The sequence below is a fragment of the Pedobacter nanyangensis genome (genome assembly GCF_003313505.1).
Taxonomy (GTDB): Bacteria; Bacteroidota; Bacteroidia; order Sphingobacteriales; family Sphingobacteriaceae; genus Pedobacter; species Pedobacter nanyangensis.
This window is the reverse complement of the sequence record NZ_QMHO01000005.1, coordinates 216728-237321: the sequence shown is the minus strand read 5'-3', so window position 1 is coordinate 237321 and position 20594 is coordinate 216728. Positions and strand designations below refer to the sequence as shown.

Sequence of the window (20594 nt, the reverse complement as noted above, 5' to 3'; positions counted from 1 at the left end):
CTACCTCAACCCTTATATTGAGATGCTTAAGGTAGGGCCTGTGATTGTTAAGGCAATAGTTGGGCTCCATTTGCGGTTTCTACCACATAAGTGCTCAGCGTTAGCCCAAACCGGTCATGGTAAAGCTTAGTCAATTTATTGGTCAAGTCAGCAATTGCCTCATCCTTTACAATGTTAATGGTACAGCCTCCAAATCCTCCGCCCATCATCCTAGCACCTAATACTCCATTTAAGCCCTTCACCTGTTCAACCAAAAAATCTAATTCTTTGCAACTTACCTCGTAGTCTTTGCTTAAACCCTGGTGTGTTTCAAACATTAACTTGCCCAATGCTTCCAACCTGCCATCCTTTAAAGCTGCGGCAGCCCTTCTTACACGATCTATTTCTGCCACCACGTAGCTACATTTGGTATATACTTCGGCATCTTTGGGCATTACATATTCCAATAACATTTGCGGACTTACATCCCTTAAATATTGCACTTCGGGATGTTGAACTTTAACCCATGCCACGCCCTGTTCACATTGTGCTCTCCTTTCATTATACGCCGATTCACTTAAGGAATGCTTTACATTGGTATTAAACAGTACCAATTTGTAGCCATCAAGTTTTAAAGGGATATATTCGTGTTCCAACGATTCGCAGTCGAGCATCATGGCATAATCCTTTTGGCCAAATACCGAGGCAAACTGGTCCATAATACCGCACTTTACCCCTGCAAATTCGTGTTCGGCTTTTTGCGCAACCAGGGCCAAGTCTATTTTAGTAATGGGGAGCTGATTAAGTTGGGAAAGTGCGTAGGCAGTGGCACATTCAATGGCGGCCGACGAAGACAAGCCCGCTCCAAGAGGCACATCGCCATAAATGTAGAGGTTAAAGCCCGATAAGGTAAAACCACGTTGCAATAAGCCATGTACTACCCCAAGGATATAGTTGGCCCAGGGCTTTTCGCATTTTTCTACATTATTGAGGCTGCCAATATATTTTTCCTGATAACTTTCGGCATAGAGCTGGATCTGCTCGTCATCTCGTTTAGAGATAGCCACATACACGGCTTTGTTAATGGCGGCGGGCATCACCAATCCACCGTTATAATCCGTGTGTTCGCCAATAATGTTAATGCGTCCTGGTGATTTAACGAGCATCGGTTCGCTACCGAATATTTCTTTGAAAGTATTTTTAAGTGATAGGGGATTCATGTGGATGCGTTTTACTTTTATAGTGTTCGATGGAAAGTTCTTTTAATCGGGCAGCTGCATACTCAGGTGTAATGTCGCGTTGCGGATTGGCCAACATCTCATAGCCTACCATAAATTTCTTTACCGTAGCTGACCGGAGCAGCGGTGGATAAAAGTGCATGTGCCAATGCCACTCCGGATGGTTGCCACTGTTTACAGGCGCCTGGTGCATTCCGGCCGAATAGGGGAAAGAGGTTTCGAAAAGATTATCGTATTTGGTTGTGATCACCTTAATAGCTTCAGCAAGTAAATGCTTTTCCTGCGTATCAAAAGCCATGAGGTTTTGCACGGGCCTTTTACTGATGATCATGGTTTCATAAGGCCATACTGCCCAAAAAGGAACCAATACCACAAAAGCATCGTTTTCAAAAATAATCCGTTCACCTTTTTCCAGCTCCAGGTTTAAATAGGCTTTCAATAAACTGGTTTGATGTACCTCGTAATAGGCTTTCTGCCGCTCGCTTTCTTTGATGATTTCTACAGGCAAATCGCTTTGCGCCCATATTTGTCCGTGAGGATGAGGATTGCTACAGCCCATAATTTCGCCTTTGTTTTCGAAAATCTGGATATATTTAATCCAAGACTGATCAGAAAGGTTTTTGAATTCGCTCTGCCAAAGATCAACCACTTTGCCAATTTCGGCTATGCCCAGTTCTGGTAAGGTAAGGTGATGTTTGGGGCTAAAGCTGATGACCTTGCAGAGACCACGTTCTGTTTTGGCTACCAATAATTCATTTTCGTTGTATTGCGCCGCAGGCGTATCTTCTAGCAGTGCCGAAAAATCATTTTTAAAAACAAAGCTTCCCTGATAATCAGGATTGAGGTCTCCATCGGCCCGGCTGTTGGTAGGGCATAGGTAACATTTGGGATCGTAGGCAGGTCTGTTGTCCCGTGGTAAATCTTCTACCTTCCCTTGCCAAGGCCGTTTGGTACGGTGGGGCGAAACGAGCACCCATTCGCCAGTAAGTAAGTTTAATCTCCGATGTGGATTTGATTCGAGATGGTGCAATCCGTGCATGTTAACAATATTTAAATGGTAATTGGTTGGGGCTAAGCTACAGATAATTTATTAATAGTTAATATGACAATTAATAAATTGCAAAGGTTTTTTAATTTTGGGCGATAAAGTTGAACAGCAACAATTAAAATAATATATCAATGATCGAATATTCAAATCAAACGCATTACCTGGTTGCCGTGGATTGTATTGTGTTTGGTTTTGATGGTGAACGTTTAAAACTGTTGCTGGTAAAGCGGGGATTAGAGCCCGAAATCAACAAGTGGAGCTTAATTGGTGGCTTTGTGAGTGCCCAAGAGAGTACAGACGAGGCCGCTGTAAGGATACTGAAAAAAAACACCGGGCTAGATGGGATTTATTTGGAACAATTTCAGGTTTACGGAAAGCCAGATCGGGATCCTATTGAACGTGTTTTTTCGGTGGCCTATTTCGCCCTGATTGATATTCATAAATATAGCGCTCAAATTAATGCAGATTATCAGGCGGAGTGGTTTCCGATTAACGAGTGCCCGGATCTGATTTTCGACCATGAGGCCATGGTGGCCGATGCTTGGAAAAAGCTTCGTTATAAAGCGGCTTTACATCCCATTTTGTTTGAATTGCTGCCCAAAAAATTTACACTTCCTCAATTGCAGGTACTTTTTGAGGAAGTGAACGACATGAAAATTGACACGGGCAACTTCAATCGGAAAATAAAATCTACCGGTTTGCTTATCAAGCTAGAGGAAAAGGACAAATCGGGCTCTAAAAAGGGTGCTTTTTATTTTAAGCTTAATCCTAAGAAATACCAGTCAGATTTCCATTTGGTACTGAATGTTTTTCGTAGCCCCAGCTAGTATTCATCCAGTTCTTGGCATTCAAAGCCGCTTTGCTTCAGTATTTCTACTATTTTTTCCGGGTTTTCCCTGGGCGTGTCGGCCCGGAGGATGTGGTCACAATCTTCGAGGTCAAAATTCCATTCTATCTTGTCTAACGCGCTATCCAGATGTGGTTTTAACAGTAGCACGTCGCTTTCGGTTTGTACAGAGGTTTTAAATACGTATATCATGCTTCACGGATTGATGATTATAAACCTTTCTTACCTTCAAGCCAATAGCCTTGTGAAAAGATTTTGGCCTTGGTGTTAGCCTTTATCACCTTTTTGAAAACCTGTACCGATTTTGCATTTCCGGTAAGTACAAAGGCGGTGTCGTTACTGGCTGAGCTTTCCATGAACGGCAAATTGCTGATCCATTTTTCGTTATGGAAGGAGCCGTTTTTAGCAAATACGGTACAATTTGGGATGCCTAGCAGTTCGGGAACATCCTGATTTGCCTGCGCCAATTCAAAGTAGAAACTAAATTCATGGTTATTGCTAACGAGTGCCGGCAATAAAGAGCAGGCTAGTGCTAAAGAAGTTTCATCACCAAAAACAAGATATTTTTTGAACGATTTTTCATAGCATTTATGGGCCCTGGGAGCGCTCACCACTGTTTTGTTGCCTATTTTTAAACGATCCATAAACCATCTGCCTGGGCCTTCGCCATGCAAATGGACAATAAATTCCAATATTTCCTTTTGCGGGTCGATGTAGGAAATGGTGTACCTTCGGGCTTCGGTGCCCGAAACTCGGAAATCTAGATAAGAACCTACTTGAAATTGTAGGGTTTCAAAAGCGCCTTTAAATTGTATTCTTTTAACGGATGGAGATAGTTGCTCAACAATAGAAACCTCCATCAGCGGAATTTTAGGGAGTAGTAAACGTTCAACAACGTCAAATAACCATTTTGGTGCACTGGGCATAAGCTGTAAATTTTTTTACAAAGCAAGCCCAAATACGTTTAGCAGGAAAGGAGGATTTGAGGTGATTATTGGACTAATCGAGGTTTCTGTTCCGGAAGCTCAGCGCTGATATGCCAACCACCTTGGTAAAAAGACGGGAAAAATAGGGATAATCATCATATCCTAGTTCGGCCGCAATTTCTTTCACGGATTGGCTGGAGTGATATAATAGCCGCTTGGCTTCCAAAATAACACGTTGTTGGATATGATAGGAAACAGGCTGGCCTGTAGTTTTTTTTAAACATTCGTTCAAATAAACGGCAGAAATATTTAGTTTCTCGGCATAAACCGCCGGACTTTTGCATTGGACGAAATGATGTTCCAGGAGAGCCCTGAAATTACTGCTGATAACCTCGGCGCTACTCAGCTTGGCCTTAGGTTTAGCTTGTTCCAGGTATTGTTTGGCAGCCAATCCCGCCAAGGCATTGCAGCTGTCTCTTAAAATAGATTGGTAAAGCTGCTCTGGTTTACTTTCCCAAAATTTGAGGCACAAAGAAATGGTTTCCCTGAAAAGAGTGATGGCTTGCGGTTTTAATTTTAGTGGCGGAGCGGGTGCTATCTCCTGTAGTATTTTAAGCCATTCGGGATGAAGGTTTTCGCTGTTAATGATCAATATGCTTAAATTGATTTCTTGCACCGCCAACATGCGATGTACCTGATTGGGGTGTATATAGGCTATGGCGGGACCTGTGATGCTGTATTTCTGGAAGTCAATTTCAATTACGGTTGTACCCTCTTCCTGAAAACAAAAGGAATGGTAATCGTCGCGGTGGGCGTGCATGGCGGGTTCATACGCCGCCAGTTCTTCCATCGAAACTTTTGCAATGTAAATTCCCCTTTCGAATTCATCGGCCATGGTTTTTAAAGGGATGGATAATTTGCTTTTGCGCATCGGTTTCGATTATCAAAGCAAATATAGCAGCTATCCAATCCAATTGAAATTAAATTGCATGATTTGACGGGTATTAGGGCTTTGCCTTAAACACCAACTCAATTGCCAGCTCAATATCATTGTCCACTAGCGTTTTGTTGGCCCAGCTTCCGGTATAAGCTACTTTCCAATCCAATCGGTTAAAAGTGAAATTGGCCTTTAACGTATGTTTGTTTTGGCTAGCCGTAAACGTAATGTTCTTAGTCACGTCTCTAATGGTAAAATTACCACTGATTTTTAAACGGTCAGGGGCGGTTTTTTCAACATTGGTTAACATTAAGGTAGCTGTTGGATATTGATCTGTATGGAAAAAATCGGCACTCCTTAAATGAGCAATCAGATTTTTGCGGGCAGCTACCTCATGTGCGGGGATATCTGTCACGTCCATGGTGTTCATGTTTACCACGAAATTTCCACCAACAATGCGATGTTTGGTAACCAGTAAGTAGGCTTTGCTCAACGATATTTTCCCAGTTCGTTTCTTGAGCCCCTTCATTTCTGTTGCAGTCCAGTTGATGGTGGATTTTAGTAGGTTGATGTTGAGCGTATCGGTATGGTTTGCCAAAGGTTTGTTGCTTGTTGGATTAATGGTTACTGCAGGGGCTTCGGTATGATATCTGCCCAAACAGGTAGGTAGCCATAGCGTTGCTAAAATCAATAAGGACAATCTATTCATAGTTTGGGATATTTTTGCCTAAAATGATATCTCGCTCTACAGTAAGCATTCCGTTTTGGAATACGGGTTTTACAATGCCAGAACCTCCTCGGTTTTGTTGTTTCTTTCGGATATCTGGTGTTAACAACGGATCGTCCTCAAAGAGATATTCGTCAAGGTAGTACTCGTTTACATGAGGTTCTTTAATGGTGATATGGATATGTGCTGGTTCGCTGCCATCAGGATAGGAGGCCGGACGGAAAGTGAAGAAAGTATAACGGCCATCTGTTCCGGTTTTCACCCATCCTCTGATGAAACCGTGTTTTTTGGCCCATTTCGTTTCATCACCTTTTTGCTCATAAATGCCTTTTCGGTTGGTGTGGTAAATGTAAATGATCACATCCTTTGCGGGCGTTTTGCCATCAGCTTTAAATACCTTACCTGATATTTTTAACTGGGGGGTGTTTTGTTCAAACTTTGGCAAAGTATCTGACGGGCTTAGTTTTTTATCCCCATACTCGTAAACCGCTTCGCATCCTTCACAGGGGCCGCCAATTTTTTTATTTCGTTGTGCACTGCAGGCTGTGGTAGCCACAAGTAGTAAAATAAGAATTACGTTCATTTTAAAGTTCATTGCTTTGATGTTTTCTGATGATGAAAACGAAACTATGAACTATGGATTTGCATTGAAATTAAAATAGCTTAACCTGATGAGTTTATAGGTTATCCTGAGGACCGAGATTAAGCTTTTTTTTAAATTCTTCCGCATAAGTTCTACTTAATCTAACAAGCTCGCCATTTTTCAATTGCAAATCATAATCACCATTAAGTCGGGATTTAACGGCAGCAATCATTTGGAGGTTTACAATGGTAGTTTTATGGATTTGAACAAACACCTCGGAATCTATTTTTTGATGGAAAGATTTTAGCGTATCGGCATGTAGGTACGCTCGGTCTCCGACATGAATGGCAATATACGGCGTAGCAGATGTAATTTTGATGATTTCGTTAACCAGTACCATCACTTTATTACGGCCGTATGATATCGTTAATTGCGCTAAGCATTGCTTTTCAACTTGTTCAGTATAAATAGGTTTGGCTAAGAAATGGAAATGCACCAAGTTGAAACAGGCATAAACCATTACGATTTTATATAAATCTTGTGCAAGTGTGTAGGAAAAAACCTTGTATAGATCGTATCTGCCTCCAAAAAACAACATGGAAAGGCCCCATACAGTTACAGAAACGGCAAAAAGATGGAATACGCTTGCAGACAATGTAAAAGAAATTAGTGGAACTAAGCGTTTTGATTTTACTTTTTGTAGTGCTCGATGTAATAAAGCTAAAATAGGGACAAAAAGTAGCCAAATTGCTTTAAATAGCAGAGATTCCTCCATATAGAATGACGAACTATTTCTGATGGATTCGAGAAAATCCTGCGCAATAGTGAGCAAAATGACGGTGGTAAACACGATAGAGAGAAGGCCCAGCAATTTGCCGGTTGGTACAACGGTTTGTTTTTCTCTTTGTGCTAAAATCATAAGTGATACGGAATAGTTTGGTTTTTAAGGAAAGTTAGTTAAAACATTGTAAATGGAGAAATGGTAGAGATTGAAAAGAGATTTACAGGGTAACTTTATAGCAATATTGGAGGATAGCGCAGCTGGTCCGAGATCTCGTATTAGGACAAACTTCCTTAGCGGCCCAACTTTATTGATCAAGATGAGGCGGCCCCTACGGTACGAAAGGATAAAAATTTCTAAAAATAGAGGATAAAAATCTTAATTTTAAGCTAGGGCCCAAAAAAGATAGATGATGCAAGACAGATTTAATGATCAGAATAAGCGACTTACAGAATTTCAGGCTAATGTTTTGGTAGTTTGTCCATCGTGTGGCGACGGGGCTCAAGCTACCGTAGATTATGATAAGCAGAAAGCCCGACTGCTTTGCCCCAAATGCGGTTACAATAAGGAAGCGACTACCGAAACAACAGTTCTGGGAATTAGCGGTCATTGGCGCATGGCAGCACATCAATATTTCAGTGCAATGTTAAAGCTACAGCAGCCATTTAAAAATGAAGTGTTTTGGGCCTATAACCAAGAGCATTTGGCCTATTTGGAAAGCTATATTGGCGCAAAGTTGAGGGAACATAAAGACAGGTCGCATTTTACCTTGCTGGAAAAACTGCCCAAATTTTACCATGAAGCAAAAAACAGGACAGCGCTGTTAAAGCTGATCCATAAGCTTAAACAGTTGCCCACAAAACCCTGATCTATATGTATGCTCCAAGGCCTTTATATCCCGATTTTGAACGCTTGCTCAGTTTTAAGGAGCGTGAACTGGTTTCCCTTTTTACGGATTTGCGAGCATTTATTCTACAACTTTATCCCCAAAGTAATGAACTGCTTTACCATACCCATGCGTTAACGGCAGTTTTTTCTATTTCTGATAAACTATCGGATGCTTTTTGCATGCTTCCCATTTACACCAACCATTTAAACCTCGGTTTTAATCAAGGAGCCTTGCTAAAAGACCCGCATCAATTGCTCACGGGCAGCGGAAAACTGATCAGGCATATTGATGTTAAAAAGCCCGAAGACTACCGTAATCCCCGCGTGCAGGATTTGATACGGGAAGCGATTGATTTTGCCGTTAAGGATATGGATAAACCTGCCAAAGTTATTGGGCAAACTATTTCTAAAATTAAAGCCAAACCTTAGTTCAGATAGGGGACTGAGGGTATTTAACTTTCTGTTTGGATTTTTTTATAACGGTAATTTAGCTTGTTCGTGAATTTAACCTGCATAATATCAGTTATTTACGGTTGTTTTTTCTGATTTTTATGGAAATCCTATATCTCCCACATCATATAGGCAAAAATAAATACATGAAAAAAATAACATCCTTACTCATAGCGCTTCTTACCATTTCCCAATTCGCTCAAGCTGCGGCTAAGAGCGAAATCATCACCATGGAAATTAAAGAGAACAAAGCCGATTGTACAGGAGTAGGCCCTATGAAATGCCATTTGGTGAAATATAAAAGCAGCAAAGATTGGGAGTATTTCTACAGCGGTTTCCGAAATTTTAAGTACCAGGATGGATACCGTTACAAAGTGCAGGTAAAACGCACCAAACTTAAAAACGTGCCTGCCGATGCTTCTTCGTACAAATATGAAGTGGTAAAGGTATTGAGCAGGAAAAAAATAAAAGCCAAAGAGACAGATGCCAAAGCCATTGCGTTTTTAGGTAAGCACCGTTGGAAACTACTTTCTATCAATAACCAAACCCTAAATAACCGCACTGCCACCATGAACTTTGATGTGAAAAAAAATAGTATAAGTGGCAATACAGGCTGCAACGGCTACGGTGGTTTGGTACAATTTACTGGGAAAAACAAAATCGCTTTTTCTAACGTAGTAAGTACACAAATGGCCTGTTTGGATAACGATATAGAAGGAGAGTTCCTGAAGCTTGTTTCGCTTAAAAACTTAACCTACGATATCGCCGATCAAACTTTTAACCTCTATCACCATCAAAAATTGGTAGCCATATTTGGTTTAGTTGCCTAATAGATTTTTTTATTGTTGTTTTAGAAGGCCGTCTGTAATGGACGGCTTTTTTATTTTTCAATCGCAAAATATGTTATAGCTTAAAGTTGTAATTAGTATCTTCACTTTATGAAAAAACTGATTGTTACTTTAGCACTTGGCCTGTTCTTTATGGTTGCCAAAAGCCAAACCGCGGTATCTATAAAAGAAGTTGTTAACCACGTAGGCAAAGAAGTTACGCTTTGCGATTCGGTATATAGTGCCCGTAGTTTAGAGAATTTAAGTTTGCTTAACCTGGGTGGTAAATTTCCAAAGGAAGTAATTACCGTGGTGGTATTTAAGGCCGATAGAAGTAAGTTTGAAAAAGAGCCTGTAGAAATGTTCGAAAACAAGCGTATTTGCGTAACAGGAAAAGTTACCTTATATAAAGATAAACTGCAATTGGTGGTAAATGATCCTAAGCAGATTAAGGGGAATTAATAAAATCAAGACTTACGAAGTTTCTAAAACTTCGTAAGTCTCCTTCAAACTATCTCGTACAGTCGGCGGTCCAAATGGCACCATTCTTAGTAAAAGCTATTTTAAGTGTTCCGGCCGTTATCCTAATGTACTTGCTCTCATCGTTTCCAATAGATACAGCCTCATTTTCATTTTTCTGGAATTCTACCCCGTTCAAATCCGGAATTCCATCCGAAAATTTGAAATCATAATTATTGCCCGTTTTCACTACCGTTACTTTCCCTGTTTCGGTACGTGTTGAAGTTGAGCCACTGGTGTAACTGATGGTACCGTTATAGGTGCCCACAAATAGATCATTATCCGCAGGGTCATCATCTTTACTGCAAGCTAAAAAAAAGAGAGGCATCATCAGTAAGACGGCTAAAAATTTAAATTGAGTTTTCATAATGTTCTATTCTTAATGTTTTTTGGCATTACTAACAGCCGTCAAACACTAAAGGTTTTCGGTTTTTCCATTTTAGGTAGTTAACCTTAACTTATCATTAAGGCAATAGAATGTTAATGGACTTTTTGAAAGTTTGCAATGATTTGAAAAACAAAACATTGTGATTGAAATGAACAGACTTGTTGTCACTCTGTTAACGGCTTGTTCATGGAGGTTTCTTTTTTGTAACGTGGTAATTGCGGTGCCCAATAGGTATAATTTTCAATTTCGTGGCCATATTGCCACAGAATAATGGGTGTTATTACAGGTGAGCGCATTGTGGCCGCCGCTATATCCACAGGCTATAATCCAATTAGAGACAAAATGTTGTACACGGGCGGTTTGGTATATGGAAATCGCTTTGCGAAACCTAAATGACTTACGAAGTTTTTAAAACTTCGTAAGTCTAACTGCTTAAACTTCGTAAGTCTAAATTTTATCACTTACACAGTAGTATAACCACCATCCGTAATGTAGTAAGCACCAGTAGTAAAGGATGCTTTATCAGAGCTGAGGAATACGACCAACTCTGCTACTTCTTCAGGGGTTCCCAATCTGTTCATAGGAGCTTTTGCCGCCACTGCTTTCAAGTTGGCCTCATCCAAGTTATCATCTAATAAAGGTGTATGAATATAACCTGGGCCTACAGCATTACAGCGAATGTTTTTCTGTCCATATTCTGCTCCAATGTTTTTGGTTAAGCCAACCACGCCGTGTTTGGCTGCGGTATAAGCTACGCTATTTGGAGCGGCCACAGTACCATGGATAGAAGCCATGTTCACAATGCTACCACCTCCATTTTTTTCCATTTGTTCGATCTGATATCTGCATCCGTAAAATACACCGCTTAAATTAATGGCAATTACTTTGTCCCAGCCCGCAATGTCATATTCGCCAGTAGGTGCCGCTGGGCCCCCAACGCCTGCGTTATTGCAAGCAATGTCCAGTCTTCCATATTTGGCCACAGTTCCCGCTACCAAGTTCTTATGATCTTCGGCACTGCCAGAATCTGCCTTGATAAAATGTGCTTCTCCGCCGTTTTTTTGGATTTCGGCCACGGTGGCGTTTCCGTGTTCTTCATTAATATCCGATACGACAACTTTAGCACCTTCAAGTGCGTAAGCTTTTGCAATGGCTTTACCGATGCCTGAACCAGCTCCAGTGACCAAGGCTACTTTGTTTAATAATAATGACATAAATGATAAGTTTTAAGTGTGCGAACTTTCAGAAATTGAAAGCTTCATCGTTAAAACAAGTAGTAATAATGGAAGTTTTTGCTTCTTAAAAATGGAACATCATGATGACAAAAGCTTGTAAAAAAGGAATAAGGAGATGTTTTTTGCCCTTTGGGACTGCACGCATCCAACCTTTTAAGGCTTTAAAAATGAAGATAGACGAAGCTAGATATATGGAATTCGGATATGGAAAGAACTGCCCTCACCAATTTTGGATTCGATACGCATCTCGCCATTAAGTTCGTTCAGTAATTTTCGTACCATCGGCAATCCAAATCCATAGCCTTTTTCGCCAATGGTACCATCACTGCTTTCGGCAATACCATTTAAAATTTCGTCAACGGCATCTTGGCTAATGCCCGTGCCGCTGTCATGAACCTCTAAAATGAGGGTTTTGTTATCTGTTTCTAAAAACAGATCTAACATTACTTTGATATTTCCCCCGCTGGGTGTAAATTTAATCGCATTGGAGATCAAGTTGCCGCTGATCTGCATGAGTTTATCCTTTTTTATGGATACGGATTCAAAGGCAAGATTAACTTCTATATCCAAATTAATTTGCTTATTGAAAGCCTGTGGCTGGTAAAGTTTATCCAGCTTCTCTTTGAAAATCCTCAAATTAAAAACTTCTGGCGCACAGTGCAGTTGATCAAGGGAGCTCCTTAAAATTTCATCCGCTAAATCTAGCACCGATTGGCTGCTTTTCCCCATCATCCCTACAATCTTTTGCAGTTCTGCTTTTGGATATTCATCCATATCATTGGCAATCATATCGGCCAAGCCAATAATGCCAGCAATGGGGCCTCTAATATCGTGAGCTACTTTCTTATAGGTGTCTGTTTGTAAACGCAATCGATTTTGTAGTGACTTAATGCTGTTGGCATCGTTAATTCTTGCGATAATTTGGCGAGCAATGATTTTAAGTTGCTCAATTTTCTCTTGAGATAATTTGCCATGAGCTTTATTGTCGATGACGCACAGGGAGCCAATGTTTAAACCTTTGGATGATTTGAGTGGAATTCCTAAGTAATATTTTAGGTTCATGGGATCGCCAATAAAGTCTTTTGCAAAGAAACGTTCATCTTTGGATAAATCTTCAATTTCTAAATGGTCTTCTTCACCCAAGGTAAATTGGCAAACCGTATCATCTATGGGAGTTTGGTATATTTCTAGGCCAAACCGCGAAACAATCCATTGCGTATAAGAATCTATAAACGAAATAAGTGAAATTTCCATCCCAGTAATTTTGGCGGCAAGAAAGCTCAGGTCTTTAAAAGTATCGTTTAAGGCAGTATAGTCAAGATCTAGCTCAAATAAGCTAGCTAACCTTTCAGGTTCATTCGCAGGAATTGTACGGGTGGTTTGCAATGGATATATCTAGTTTTATACGATGTTTCATTACAAAAATATCATTAGCACTCAAAAATGCAACTTTTGGGCTATGCTAAATTTCTTTTTAATGTATTTTTGACGAATGCCGACAATAACTTGTGCCTGTACATCAGGTAAGCCTTATGCCCAATGCTGTGAAGTATATCATTCAAAAAAAATACTTCCGCCAAGCGCCGAATTACTCATGCGGTCGAGATACAGTGCCTATGCTTTGCATTTGATAGACTACCTATGGGATACTACCCATCCGGCTAAAAGGCACTTGTATAACAAAATAGATATGGCGCAATGGGCTAAGGCCAACCATTGGCTAAAATTGGAGATTATTTCTGCTGAAAAGAATGTGGTTGAGTTTAAAGCTTTTTATCAAAAAGGGCTGCAGCAATATGTTCATCATGAGCGCTCGCAGTTTAAAAAAGAAAAAGAACAGTGGTATTATTTTTCAGGCGACTACTTTCACTAAATCGAACCTAAACAAAGCTTTTAATTATTTGTTCTGAACCCATGCGCAAATCAACCTATTTCATCTTACCTGCCGTATTTCAGTTGCTTTGTTTTCCCCTTTGGGCGCAAAAGCCAGACACTACTAAGAACCATAAGCTCACCTTAGACAGTGTAGTGATTAACGCTTATGGCAGCAAAACGCTGATGACCACGCCAACGGCTATAAACAAAATAGGTTTAGCGCAACTGCAACGTTATGGCAACACTAACGTGTTACAGGCCATCAACGCCACGCCTGGAGCACGTATGGAAGAACGATCACCGGGCAGTTACCGTTTGAATATTAGGGGGAGCTCGGTGCGTAGTCCTTATGGTGTGCGCAATGTGAAAATCTATTATGATGATATTCCTTTCACTGCACCAGGTGGAAACTCTATGTTGAATATGCTGGGTTTTTACAATGTGGGCGGAGCAGAGCTGATTAAGGGACCAGGCAGTAGTGTGTATGGTATTGGTACAGGCGGGGTTGTGCTTTTTAATGCTCCTGCGGTTAATAATACTGCTACGATAGAAACTGGTGTTAGCGGAGGTAGTTTTGGAATGCTAAATTATCATATTAAGCTGCAATTGCCCAAACACCTGTTGGCTTACGAGGAGCAAAGTGCCAATGGTTACCGTGAGCATACGGAAATGAAACGACGTGTGGCAAGTTATCAAACCCAATTAGCTACTTTCTCCAGTGCAAACTTAACCATACACGCCATTTATAGCGATCTTAATTACCAAACTCCCGGTGCATTGACTTTGGCAGAATATCAGGCTAATCCCAAGCAAGCCCGACCAACCGTTGGTGCTAATCAAGGTGCTGTTTTGGCCAATGCAGGCATTAAGCAGCAAGCTTTGTTACTGGGCTTGGTACATCGCTATGCTTTTGATGAAAAGTGGAGAAACACCACGAGCCTATATGGCTTTTACAACGAAACGGAAAACCCAGCCATCCAAAATTACGAGTTAAAAAAAGAGCCGCACTGGGGTGCAAGAACCGCTTTTGTTTACGAGGCAATGCGAAATATCTCGTTGCGCTTTGGCGGAGAGTTCCAAAAAGGCGATTTCAGTTCTAGAACCTATAGAAACTTACAAGGGAACAAAGGAAACCAGATCACCAATGATAAACTTGATTTATTGCAATGGTTGGCATTTGCCCAAGCGAATTGGCAGGTGCAAAAATGGTTGTTTACCGTTGGTGCCAGTGCCAATAACCTAAAACTTGACTTTCTTCGTAATAGTGAAATACCTTATATTAACGCTGATAAAAAGTTTAGCGGGGAGATACAGCCACGTTTTGCCGTACTTTTTAATGCCAATGAAAACTTTTCTACTTACGTGAATGTAGCTAAGGGATTTTCACCCCCAGCAAGTAGCGAGATTTTTGCGGACAACAATAGCTATAATTTAGCTTTGGAAGCAGAGAAAGGTTGGAATATTGAGCCAGGATTGAGGTGGAAGTTATTTAGCCAGCGTTTGTTTATGGATGCCAGCTATTTCCACATGCTGTTGAGCAACGCAGTGGTCACCCGCAGAGATGCTGCGGGAGCCAATTACTATATCAATGCAGGCCAAACCAAACAACAAGGGATTGAGGCAAGCTTGTCGTACCAATTGCTTGGGGAAAATCGTCCGTTAGCTGTTTTACTACAAGGAGCCTATGCTTGGCATCAGTTTAAATACGATGATTTTGTACAGGTAAATCAAAATTTTTCGGGTAATCGTTTGCCCGGGGTAGCGCCACATACCTACACTTTAATGGCCGATATCAAACACAAGAGCGGCTTATTGGCTTTCCTCACATTTAACCATACGGCTAAAATTGCACTTAATGATGCCAATACGCAATATGCCAATGCTTTTCAGTTGGTGTCGGCAAAGTTGGGCTATCAAAAGCAGGTAAAACGTTTACCCGTACAATTATTTGCGGGGGTAGATAATCTTTTGAACCAAACTTATAGCTTAGGTAATGATATCAATGGCTTTGGCGGTAGGTACTATAACGTAGCGCCTGGCCGTAGTTTTTACTTTGGTTTAAAACTAGGTTGGATGAAATAGCTCTTTTGCTAAAAACTCTTTTTCACCTTTGGGTCAGTTACAATGACATAATCGCCCAGGTTTTGATACTTTTCCCAGTTGGGGTTTGCAAAATCCTCCGCCGCAAACGAAGCGATATTTAAAGCCCTAAGTTTTGGAGCAATTTTTTGTAGTTGCGCATAGGTGCCCAATTTTTCGTCGCTATGAAAGCGGCCGTTCACCTGAAAAACCTTTTTCCCCCTGTTTTCCTTGGCAAATTTTGCGATAGACCAAGCCATGGTAGCATCCCAAAAATTTTGGGTTTGGTAAACCTTCATGGCGCCCATCCCGTGCCCACCTAACAGGTCAATAAATTTCTCGTAGTATCTGCCGGTTAAGGTATCTACAGCCTTTGGAGGCAAAAATTGCTTGGAGCCAGCAGGTAATTTGCTTAAAATTTCCAATCCGTTTTTGGTGACCGAGTTGCTATATCTAGCTGCTGCATTGCCACCAATTACCGCAACTCCTACGCTTTTGGCAAATTCAACCATGGGCCTGTAATCCTTGTAATTGTTCCAGGCCCTGGCTTCTTTGATGAAGTTTTTTTCAGTGATGATTCCCGCCAAATATTCGTTAATTACGGGCTGTACATCAGTATGGAACATCTCGAGCGTTAAACCTATCTTGTTTTGGTAGGCTGTAGCCAGTTTCTTTAACAAGGTAACCTCCAGGTAATGACCAATCGAATCATTGTGTTCTTCCCCAAAAAAAAGCACATCGGCCTTTGCCATATCAGCAACAATATCATCCAGATTAATGGTGGTTTGTTTTTTTACGTCGTAGATTTTAAAGTGCTGGTTGATGTCCTGTGCGGTGGCGAAAAAAGGTAGGGCTAAGAAGAAAGCCAGGCTTAATATTTTCATTTCTTTTTGTGTTTAACCGATGGTTTTCAAATTAACGAAAATTTTTACCGATAAATTAATGCATTTTACCGATAATTGGATAGCAAATAACCGTCTGGTGTTGTGTGGCCTAAAGCGTTGAGATACTTTTGGGCATATCAAATAACACAAGACAAATGGAAAATATAGAAAATAAAGATATGGTTAATCGCTCAGGAAAAGTTTGGGCAGGCTTCATCATCGTAGGTATCGGTGCGCTTTTATTGCTAAGGAATTTTGGCTTAGGCTTACCGCATTGGTTTTTTAACTGGAGTGTTTGGCTGGTGGTTATCGGCCTGTTTGTTGGCGCCCGTCACAACTTCAGAAGCAGCGGATGGTTTGTGATGGTACTGATAGGTAGTTATTTCACACTGGATGATATTTTAGATGATTACAATATGCCCCATGTGGCATTGCCCATAGCCATTGTGGCCTTGGGACTTTATATGATTCTTAAACCAAAAGATGCGGTTTGCCGAAATAAAAGACGACGTAGAAAAGAGCGTTTTGACACATTCGAATATACAAATCCCATTGGACAAGAACAGGAACCTGCCGAGGCAATTACCGATGATAGGGAGAAGTACAGCAATGATTATATCAACTCTATAAATGTATTTGGGGGAAGCAATCAGGTCATTTACTCCAAAAATTTAAAAGGAGGTGAGGTTGTGGCGGTATTTGGCGGCGGCGATCTTAACTTAACCCAATCTGATTTTGAAGGCCAGATTATTTTGGATGTTACCGCAATATTTGGCGGAGTTAAAATAATAGTGCCTGCTACTTGGCTAATCAAATCAGAGGTAACCGCCGTATTTGGCGGGGTAGATGACAAAAGGGCTATTTATCCTTCAACTGAACAGGTAAACAAATTGATTATTATACGGGGAGTGGTGCTTTTTGGGGGGGTAGAGTTTAAAAGTTATTAATCTTTTCGATAAACCTAAAACTAAACACTTTGACCACTACACCATTATCAAAACCGCAGATCAAGAACATTGCAGGCATTATCCTGATATGCTGGCAAGTGGCCTGTGCTGCGGTTTTGTATTTCTTTTTTAATTTCTCTTGGCAAATTTCGGTAACGGACAGTATCGTAAGCAATTTATATCTGGCCTTTGGCTGTATCGTTATTAGCAATATGCTAGGCTTTTATCAGCCTAAAAACGAAAAATTGCTATACGTGTTGCTGGTAACGTTGGCAATTTCGGCCGCGGTAGTAATTGCTTCAAAATATACTTTAACTTTTCTGTTCGCCAACCAAAGCAGCTATCTGGCCTTTTTAGACCTTTCTGATATCTTTAAGGCAGCGGTTTCCTTCATGTGCATTGCTTGGTGCGCATTGGCAAATATCCTATGGTACCGCTTAGAAGAGCAATCTGAAATGCAGGCCCGTATGTTGGCCACTCAAAATTTGGCTAAAGAAGCGGAGTTGAACAAGCTGCGCCACCAATTGCAGCCACATTTTTTGTTCAATAGCTTAAATTCGGTTTATGCTTTAACCATTGTAAACCCTACCGAAGCAGGTACTATGATTACTAAACTGGCGGCTTTTTTACGTGGCACTTTAAAGCGCGACGATGAAGTTTGGGTTAGCGTAGCAGATGAAATGGAGTATATACAGCTTTACCTCGATATTGAGAAAGTCCGCTTTAGTCATCGCTTAAGTGTAGAGGTAAACATTGCCGAAGAAACCAAAGAACTTCGTTTGCCCGGAACCTTGTTGCAACCCATTGTGGAAAATGCCATTAAATTTGGATTGTACAACACCTCAACGGCCATTACCATCACCTTGGATGTAAAAATAGAGGAAGGCATTTTGGTAATTTGCGTAACCAATCCCTATGATCCGGAAATGAAAGCATCAAAAGGAACCGGTTTTGGGCTTTCGGCCATTAGGCGAAGATTGTACCTGCTTTTTGCCGATAGCAACCTGCTCCAAGCGGAATCAAAAAACAATAATTTGTATATTACCACGCTAAAAATACCGCAGAAAGATGATCAGAACCATACTTATTGATGACGAAGCCCTTGCCAGAGATATTGTAAAGCACTATTTAAAGGCTTTTCCAGAAATTGAGGTGGTAGCAGAATGCAGCGATGGTTTTGAAGGACTGAAAGCCATAGCTCAACACCAGCCTGATCTTGTCTTTTTAGATATACAGATGCCAAAAATCAGTGGTTTTGAAATGCTTGAACTGGTTGAAAAGCGACCCGCAGTAATATTTACTACCGCATTTGATGAATACGCAATTAAAGCTTTTGAAGTAAATGCGGTTGATTACCTGTTGAAGCCTATTGAACAGGGCCGTTTTGAGCAGGCTATGCAAAAACTGCCTTCTAAACTGGCCAAAAGTGACGACAGCCAGGAACTTTTGGAAACCGCATCATTATCGCCAGCGCAAAATAATAGGGTAGTGGTTAAAAATGCGGGAGTCATTAAAATTATTCCGGTAGAGTCTATCCATTACCTGGAAGCAGATGATGACTATGTAAAATTAAGCACCACCGAAGGTAACTTCCAGAAAAATAAAACGATGGGCTTTTTCGAGCAAACGCTTGATGCTGCGCAATTTATCCGTATCCACCGTTCCTATATCATTAACCTGGCTCAGGTTACCAAAATAGAACTTAAAGAAAAGGAAAGTTATGTGGTGCTACTCAAATCAGGTATTTGGTTGCCGGTAAGCAAAACTGGTTATGTAAAGCTTAAAGCAGCATTAGGGATTTGATGTTATACCCAATTTGGTTGTTCCTCATTGCAGTTTGATTGGTAATCTTAATGATCCCAGCAGTTAAGAGGTCATGGCGTAGTGCCAAGCCGTCCCGTTACTCGGCTTTGTGAGCCGTAGGCCCTAAACTTCGGGACAAACGTATAGCAATTGGCCGTTACAGAATTTCTATAGCAATCAGCGTACCTACACACATGGATACGTTCCGCCTGCGCAGCTGAGAATTTTAAATCAACACAAATATCTCATGTAAACCTCCTATGCTTTAAAAAAAAATAAGCGGTTTTTTGTGTGAAAATCCGGGTATCAGTGGCTCTTTGGTGTCTATAGAAAAAAAATCAGAACAATTTTAAACATGGCTTGTTTAAGTAATAAATCAGATCAATTAACAATTTATACTTAAAGACTTAAACATCATTATTATGGGAAATCTATTATATGTCATTGCAGTAATCTTAGTTATTATTTGGGCAATCAGCTTTTTAGGAGGCTATTACACCGGAGGTATTATCCATGCTTTATTGGTAATAGCAATTGTGGCCATTTTATTAAGAGTAATAAGGGGCGCAGCATAGAATAAAGAAAAATTTGTAGTTAGTTAATAAATGGAGCTCGATGGGTCTAGGTTGCCTATCGGGCTTTTTATTTAATAATGAACAACAGCCCATTAGCCAATTAACTAATGAACCGATAAATCTGTAAGTTTAAAAATAAATTAATTTGCTGTTGCAATTTTGAAAATATCGCTTTATATTTGCACCTCTTATTAAAAACTCTAGTTAAGATATTATATAGTTATGAAAAGAACATTCCAACCTTCGCAAAGAAAGAGAAGAAACAAACATGGCTTCCGCGAAAGAATGGCTACAGCAAACGGTAGAAGGGTTTTAGCTTCTCGCCGCGCAAAAGGAAGAAAAAGATTGACAGTTTCTGACGAACGTCGTCATAAAGCATAATTTTTGATTGCCACCCTTGTGGTGAGGGCAGATCAATTTAACTTCTGCATTTTAGCAATCAAAAAATGAATAAATTTTATAAAGAAGAGCGTTTATGTAGCAAAAAGTCGTTAGACTTGCTATTCAAAAAAGGCTCTTCTTTTTTATTGTACCCCTATAGGGCAACTTTTCTCTTTGATGCCCAGCCCCATCGTTATCCGGCTCAAGTGGTAATTAACGTAGCTAAAAAGCGTTACAAGAATGCCGTTGATCGGAATTTGATTAAACGACGTACCCGGGAAGCCTATCGGCTACAGAAGCAGATATTTTTATACGAGCACTTGGCCGATAAAGATGAGCTGTTGCTTTTGTCGTTGCAGTACGTAGGTAAGGAAATCCATCCCTATCCATTCCTGGAAAAGAAAATCAGGCAAGTTTTGGTTAAACTAACTACGCAAATCAATGATGAAAATCATTAAACTTTTATTTTCTTGGTTGTTTTTGGGGATCATCAAATTGTACCAATGGTTGTTGTCGCCGCTGTTGGGTGCAAGTTGTAGGTATACGCCCACCTGTTCGCAATACGGGGTAGAAGCCATTAAAAAACATGGGCCGTTTAAAGGAGGCTGGCTAACGTTAAAGCGTATCGGGCGCTGCCATCCGTGGGGCGGGCACGGGCATGATCCGGTTCCTTAAAA

27 protein-coding genes are annotated in these 20594 nt (G+C 40.6%); 15 read left to right on the top strand and 12 right to left on the bottom strand.

Going from position 1 to position 20594, the window contains the following annotated elements; all coding sequences use genetic code 11:
* Window positions 1–47 precede the first annotated feature (47 nt).
* Both DUT71_RS11225 and DUT71_RS11220 read right to left on the bottom strand, forming a co-directional pair.
* Window positions 48–1199, bottom strand: a complete 1152-nt coding sequence (locus DUT71_RS11225; RefSeq protein WP_113662627.1) for a galactokinase — start codon at window positions 1197–1199, stop codon at window positions 48–50.
* Window positions 1180–2256, bottom strand: a complete 1077-nt coding sequence (locus DUT71_RS11220; protein WP_113662626.1) for a UDP-glucose--hexose-1-phosphate uridylyltransferase — start codon at window positions 2254–2256, stop codon at window positions 1180–1182. The genes DUT71_RS11225 and DUT71_RS11220 overlap by 20 nt, the downstream gene beginning before the upstream one ends.
* A 140-nt stretch (window positions 2257–2396) precedes the next feature.
* Between DUT71_RS11220 and DUT71_RS11215 the strand changes: the two genes are divergently transcribed.
* Window positions 2397–3092 (top strand): NUDIX hydrolase, encoded by a 696-nt coding sequence (locus tag DUT71_RS11215; protein ID WP_113662625.1) that lies wholly within the window; start codon window positions 2397–2399, stop codon window positions 3090–3092.
* Here DUT71_RS11215 and DUT71_RS11210 read toward each other — a convergent pair.
* The 6 genes from DUT71_RS11210 to DUT71_RS11185 all read right to left on the bottom strand — a co-directional run bounded on the left by DUT71_RS11210 (window position 3089) and on the right by DUT71_RS11185 (window position 7204).
* Window positions 3089–3304 carry a hypothetical protein gene (locus DUT71_RS11210; RefSeq protein ID WP_113662624.1) on the bottom strand — a complete coding sequence of 72 codons (216 nt, stop codon included), beginning with the start codon at window positions 3302–3304 and terminating at the stop codon, window positions 3089–3091. The two genes, DUT71_RS11215 and DUT71_RS11210, sit on opposite strands and share 4 nt — an antisense overlap.
* A gap of 17 nt (window positions 3305–3321) precedes the next feature.
* Window positions 3322–4038: an FAD-binding oxidoreductase gene (locus tag DUT71_RS11205; protein WP_113662623.1), complete on the bottom strand. Its 717-nt coding sequence runs from the start codon at window positions 4036–4038 to the stop codon at window positions 3322–3324.
* Window positions 4039–4111: 73 nt separating this feature from the next.
* The gene (locus tag DUT71_RS11200; protein WP_113662622.1) at window positions 4112–4969 is read right to left on the bottom strand and encodes a helix-turn-helix domain-containing protein; all 858 of its coding nucleotides are present in this window, start codon (window positions 4967–4969) and stop codon (window positions 4112–4114) included.
* A gap of 73 nt (window positions 4970–5042) precedes the next feature.
* Complete coding sequence (locus DUT71_RS11195; protein ID WP_113662621.1) at window positions 5043–5684, bottom strand: YceI family protein; 642 nt, start codon at window positions 5682–5684, stop codon at window positions 5043–5045.
* Window positions 5677–6297 carry a dioxygenase family protein gene (locus tag DUT71_RS11190; protein WP_113662620.1) on the bottom strand — a complete coding sequence of 207 codons (621 nt, stop codon included), beginning with the start codon at window positions 6295–6297 and terminating at the stop codon, window positions 5677–5679. Before DUT71_RS11190 ends, DUT71_RS11195 begins: the two co-directional genes overlap by 8 nt.
* 82 nt (window positions 6298–6379) lie before the next feature.
* On the bottom strand, window positions 6380–7204 hold the full coding sequence (locus DUT71_RS11185; RefSeq protein ID WP_113662619.1) for a LytTR family DNA-binding domain-containing protein: 825 nt from the start codon (window positions 7202–7204) through the stop codon (window positions 6380–6382).
* Window positions 7205–7475: 271 nt separating this feature from the next.
* Here DUT71_RS11185 and DUT71_RS11180 point away from each other — a divergent pair, with 271 nt between their 5' ends.
* The 4 genes from DUT71_RS11180 (at window position 7476) to DUT71_RS11165 (ending at window position 9693) form a co-directional block, all read left to right on the top strand.
* Entirely contained in the window at window positions 7476–7934 is a 459-nt protein-coding gene (locus DUT71_RS11180) for a hypothetical protein (protein ID WP_205313916.1), read from the top strand.
* Window positions 7935–7939: 5 nt separating this feature from the next.
* A complete protein-coding gene (locus DUT71_RS11175) occupies window positions 7940–8383 on the top strand; it encodes a DUF1801 domain-containing protein (protein ID WP_113662618.1) in 444 nt (147 codons plus the stop codon).
* A gap of 167 nt (window positions 8384–8550) precedes the next feature.
* Entirely contained in the window at window positions 8551–9234 is a 684-nt protein-coding gene (locus tag DUT71_RS11170) for a DUF4377 domain-containing protein (protein WP_240186907.1), read from the top strand.
* A 108-nt stretch (window positions 9235–9342) separates the two neighbouring features.
* Window positions 9343–9693, top strand: a complete 351-nt coding sequence (locus DUT71_RS11165; RefSeq protein WP_113662616.1) for a hypothetical protein — start codon at window positions 9343–9345, stop codon at window positions 9691–9693.
* Between the two features lie 49 nt (window positions 9694–9742).
* Here the strand turns inward: DUT71_RS11165 and DUT71_RS11160 are convergent, their stop codons facing one another.
* Window positions 9743–10117, bottom strand: a complete 375-nt coding sequence (locus tag DUT71_RS11160) for a hypothetical protein (RefSeq protein WP_113662615.1) — start codon at window positions 10115–10117, stop codon at window positions 9743–9745.
* Between the two features lie 291 nt (window positions 10118–10408).
* Here DUT71_RS11160 and DUT71_RS20535 point away from each other — a divergent pair, with 291 nt between their 5' ends.
* The gene (locus DUT71_RS20535) at window positions 10409–10534 is read left to right on the top strand and encodes a hypothetical protein (RefSeq protein WP_262510635.1); all 126 of its coding nucleotides are present in this window, start codon (window positions 10409–10411) and stop codon (window positions 10532–10534) included.
* A gap of 65 nt (window positions 10535–10599) precedes the next feature.
* Here DUT71_RS20535 and DUT71_RS11155 read toward each other — a convergent pair whose 3' ends face one another.
* Window positions 10600–11352, bottom strand: a complete 753-nt coding sequence (locus DUT71_RS11155) for an SDR family NAD(P)-dependent oxidoreductase (protein WP_113662614.1) — start codon at window positions 11350–11352, stop codon at window positions 10600–10602.
* 204 nt (window positions 11353–11556) lie between these two features.
* Window positions 11557–12627 carry a sensor histidine kinase gene (locus DUT71_RS11150; RefSeq protein WP_240186906.1) on the bottom strand — a complete coding sequence of 357 codons (1071 nt, stop codon included), beginning with the start codon at window positions 12625–12627 and terminating at the stop codon, window positions 11557–11559.
* Window positions 12628–12865: 238 nt separating this feature from the next.
* Here DUT71_RS11150 and DUT71_RS11145 point away from each other — a divergent pair, with 238 nt between their 5' ends.
* Window positions 12866–13246, top strand: coding sequence for a YchJ family protein (locus tag DUT71_RS11145; RefSeq protein WP_205313915.1), 381 nt, complete (start codon window positions 12866–12868; stop codon window positions 13244–13246).
* Between the two features lie 41 nt (window positions 13247–13287).
* Window positions 13288–15330, top strand: a complete 2043-nt coding sequence (locus tag DUT71_RS11140; RefSeq protein ID WP_113662612.1) for a TonB-dependent receptor — start codon at window positions 13288–13290, stop codon at window positions 15328–15330.
* A gap of 8 nt (window positions 15331–15338) precedes the next feature.
* Here the strand turns inward: DUT71_RS11140 and DUT71_RS11135 are convergent, their stop codons facing one another.
* Complete coding sequence (locus DUT71_RS11135; RefSeq protein WP_113662611.1) at window positions 15339–16211, bottom strand: ChaN family lipoprotein; 873 nt, start codon at window positions 16209–16211, stop codon at window positions 15339–15341.
* Window positions 16212–16366: 155 nt separating this feature from the next.
* Between DUT71_RS11135 and DUT71_RS11130 the strand changes: the two genes are divergently transcribed.
* From DUT71_RS11130 to yidD, 7 genes are all read left to right on the top strand, one after another.
* Window positions 16367–17158 carry a LiaF transmembrane domain-containing protein gene (locus DUT71_RS11130; protein ID WP_113662610.1) on the top strand — a complete coding sequence of 264 codons (792 nt, stop codon included), beginning with the start codon at window positions 16367–16369 and terminating at the stop codon, window positions 17156–17158.
* A gap of 29 nt (window positions 17159–17187) precedes the next feature.
* Window positions 17188–18249, top strand: coding sequence for a sensor histidine kinase (locus DUT71_RS11125; RefSeq protein ID WP_240186905.1), 1062 nt, complete (start codon window positions 17188–17190; stop codon window positions 18247–18249).
* The gene (locus DUT71_RS11120) at window positions 18227–18961 is read left to right on the top strand and encodes a LytR/AlgR family response regulator transcription factor (protein WP_113662609.1); all 735 of its coding nucleotides are present in this window, start codon (window positions 18227–18229) and stop codon (window positions 18959–18961) included. Before DUT71_RS11125 ends, DUT71_RS11120 begins: the two co-directional genes overlap by 23 nt.
* Before the next feature lie 422 nt (window positions 18962–19383).
* Window positions 19384–19536 carry a lmo0937 family membrane protein gene (locus DUT71_RS11115; protein ID WP_113635858.1) on the top strand — a complete coding sequence of 51 codons (153 nt, stop codon included), beginning with the start codon at window positions 19384–19386 and terminating at the stop codon, window positions 19534–19536.
* A 222-nt stretch (window positions 19537–19758) separates the two neighbouring features.
* The gene (rpmH, locus tag DUT71_RS11110) at window positions 19759–19917 is read left to right on the top strand and encodes a 50S ribosomal protein L34 (RefSeq protein ID WP_013632808.1); all 159 of its coding nucleotides are present in this window, start codon (window positions 19759–19761) and stop codon (window positions 19915–19917) included.
* A gap of 65 nt (window positions 19918–19982) precedes the next feature.
* Entirely contained in the window at window positions 19983–20375 is a 393-nt protein-coding gene (locus tag DUT71_RS11105) for a ribonuclease P protein component (RefSeq protein WP_113662608.1), read from the top strand.
* Window positions 20362–20592: a membrane protein insertion efficiency factor YidD gene (yidD, locus tag DUT71_RS11100; RefSeq protein ID WP_113662607.1), complete on the top strand. Its 231-nt coding sequence runs from the start codon at window positions 20362–20364 to the stop codon at window positions 20590–20592. Before DUT71_RS11105 ends, yidD begins: the two co-directional genes overlap by 14 nt.
* Window positions 20593–20594 lie beyond the last annotated feature (2 nt).

Coding starts and splice junctions, on each gene's coding strand:
- DUT71_RS11225 (WP_113662627.1), bottom strand. CDS start 1,199: ATGAATCCCCTATCACTTAAAAATACTTTCAAAGAAATATTCGGTAGC.
- DUT71_RS11220 (WP_113662626.1), bottom strand. CDS start 2,256: ATGCACGGATTGCACCATCTCGAATCAAATCCACATCGGAGATTAAAC.
- DUT71_RS11215 (WP_113662625.1), top strand. CDS start 2,397: ATGATCGAATATTCAAATCAAACGCATTACCTGGTTGCCGTGGATTGT.
- DUT71_RS11210 (WP_113662624.1), bottom strand. CDS start 3,304: ATGATATACGTATTTAAAACCTCTGTACAAACCGAAAGCGACGTGCTA.
- DUT71_RS11205 (WP_113662623.1), bottom strand. CDS start 4,038: ATGCCCAGTGCACCAAAATGGTTATTTGACGTTGTTGAACGTTTACTA.
- DUT71_RS11200 (WP_113662622.1), bottom strand. CDS start 4,969: ATGCGCAAAAGCAAATTATCCATCCCTTTAAAAACCATGGCCGATGAA.
- DUT71_RS11195 (WP_113662621.1), bottom strand. CDS start 5,684: ATGAATAGATTGTCCTTATTGATTTTAGCAACGCTATGGCTACCTACC.
- DUT71_RS11190 (WP_113662620.1), bottom strand. CDS start 6,297: ATGAACTTTAAAATGAACGTAATTCTTATTTTACTACTTGTGGCTACC.
- DUT71_RS11185 (WP_113662619.1), bottom strand. CDS start 7,204: ATGATTTTAGCACAAAGAGAAAAACAAACCGTTGTACCAACCGGCAAA.
- DUT71_RS11180 (WP_205313916.1), top strand. CDS start 7,476: ATGATGCAAGACAGATTTAATGATCAGAATAAGCGACTTACAGAATTT.
- DUT71_RS11175 (WP_113662618.1), top strand. CDS start 7,940: ATGTATGCTCCAAGGCCTTTATATCCCGATTTTGAACGCTTGCTCAGT.
- DUT71_RS11170 (WP_240186907.1), top strand. CDS start 8,551: ATGAAAAAAATAACATCCTTACTCATAGCGCTTCTTACCATTTCCCAA.
- DUT71_RS11165 (WP_113662616.1), top strand. CDS start 9,343: ATGAAAAAACTGATTGTTACTTTAGCACTTGGCCTGTTCTTTATGGTT.
- DUT71_RS11160 (WP_113662615.1), bottom strand. CDS start 10,117: ATGAAAACTCAATTTAAATTTTTAGCCGTCTTACTGATGATGCCTCTC.
- DUT71_RS20535 (WP_262510635.1), top strand. CDS start 10,409: ATGGGTGTTATTACAGGTGAGCGCATTGTGGCCGCCGCTATATCCACA.
- DUT71_RS11155 (WP_113662614.1), bottom strand. CDS start 11,352: ATGTCATTATTATTAAACAAAGTAGCCTTGGTCACTGGAGCTGGTTCA.
- DUT71_RS11150 (WP_240186906.1), bottom strand. CDS start 12,627: ATGGAAATTTCACTTATTTCGTTTATAGATTCTTATACGCAATGGATT.
- DUT71_RS11145 (WP_205313915.1), top strand. CDS start 12,866: ATGCCGACAATAACTTGTGCCTGTACATCAGGTAAGCCTTATGCCCAA.
- DUT71_RS11140 (WP_113662612.1), top strand. CDS start 13,288: ATGCGCAAATCAACCTATTTCATCTTACCTGCCGTATTTCAGTTGCTT.
- DUT71_RS11135 (WP_113662611.1), bottom strand. CDS start 16,211: ATGAAAATATTAAGCCTGGCTTTCTTCTTAGCCCTACCTTTTTTCGCC.
- DUT71_RS11130 (WP_113662610.1), top strand. CDS start 16,367: ATGGAAAATATAGAAAATAAAGATATGGTTAATCGCTCAGGAAAAGTT.
- DUT71_RS11120 (WP_113662609.1), top strand. CDS start 18,227: ATGATCAGAACCATACTTATTGATGACGAAGCCCTTGCCAGAGATATT.
- DUT71_RS11115 (WP_113635858.1), top strand. CDS start 19,384: ATGGGAAATCTATTATATGTCATTGCAGTAATCTTAGTTATTATTTGG.
- rpmH (WP_013632808.1), top strand. CDS start 19,759: ATGAAAAGAACATTCCAACCTTCGCAAAGAAAGAGAAGAAACAAACAT.
- DUT71_RS11105 (WP_113662608.1), top strand. CDS start 19,983: ATGAATAAATTTTATAAAGAAGAGCGTTTATGTAGCAAAAAGTCGTTA.
- yidD (WP_113662607.1), top strand. CDS start 20,362: ATGAAAATCATTAAACTTTTATTTTCTTGGTTGTTTTTGGGGATCATC.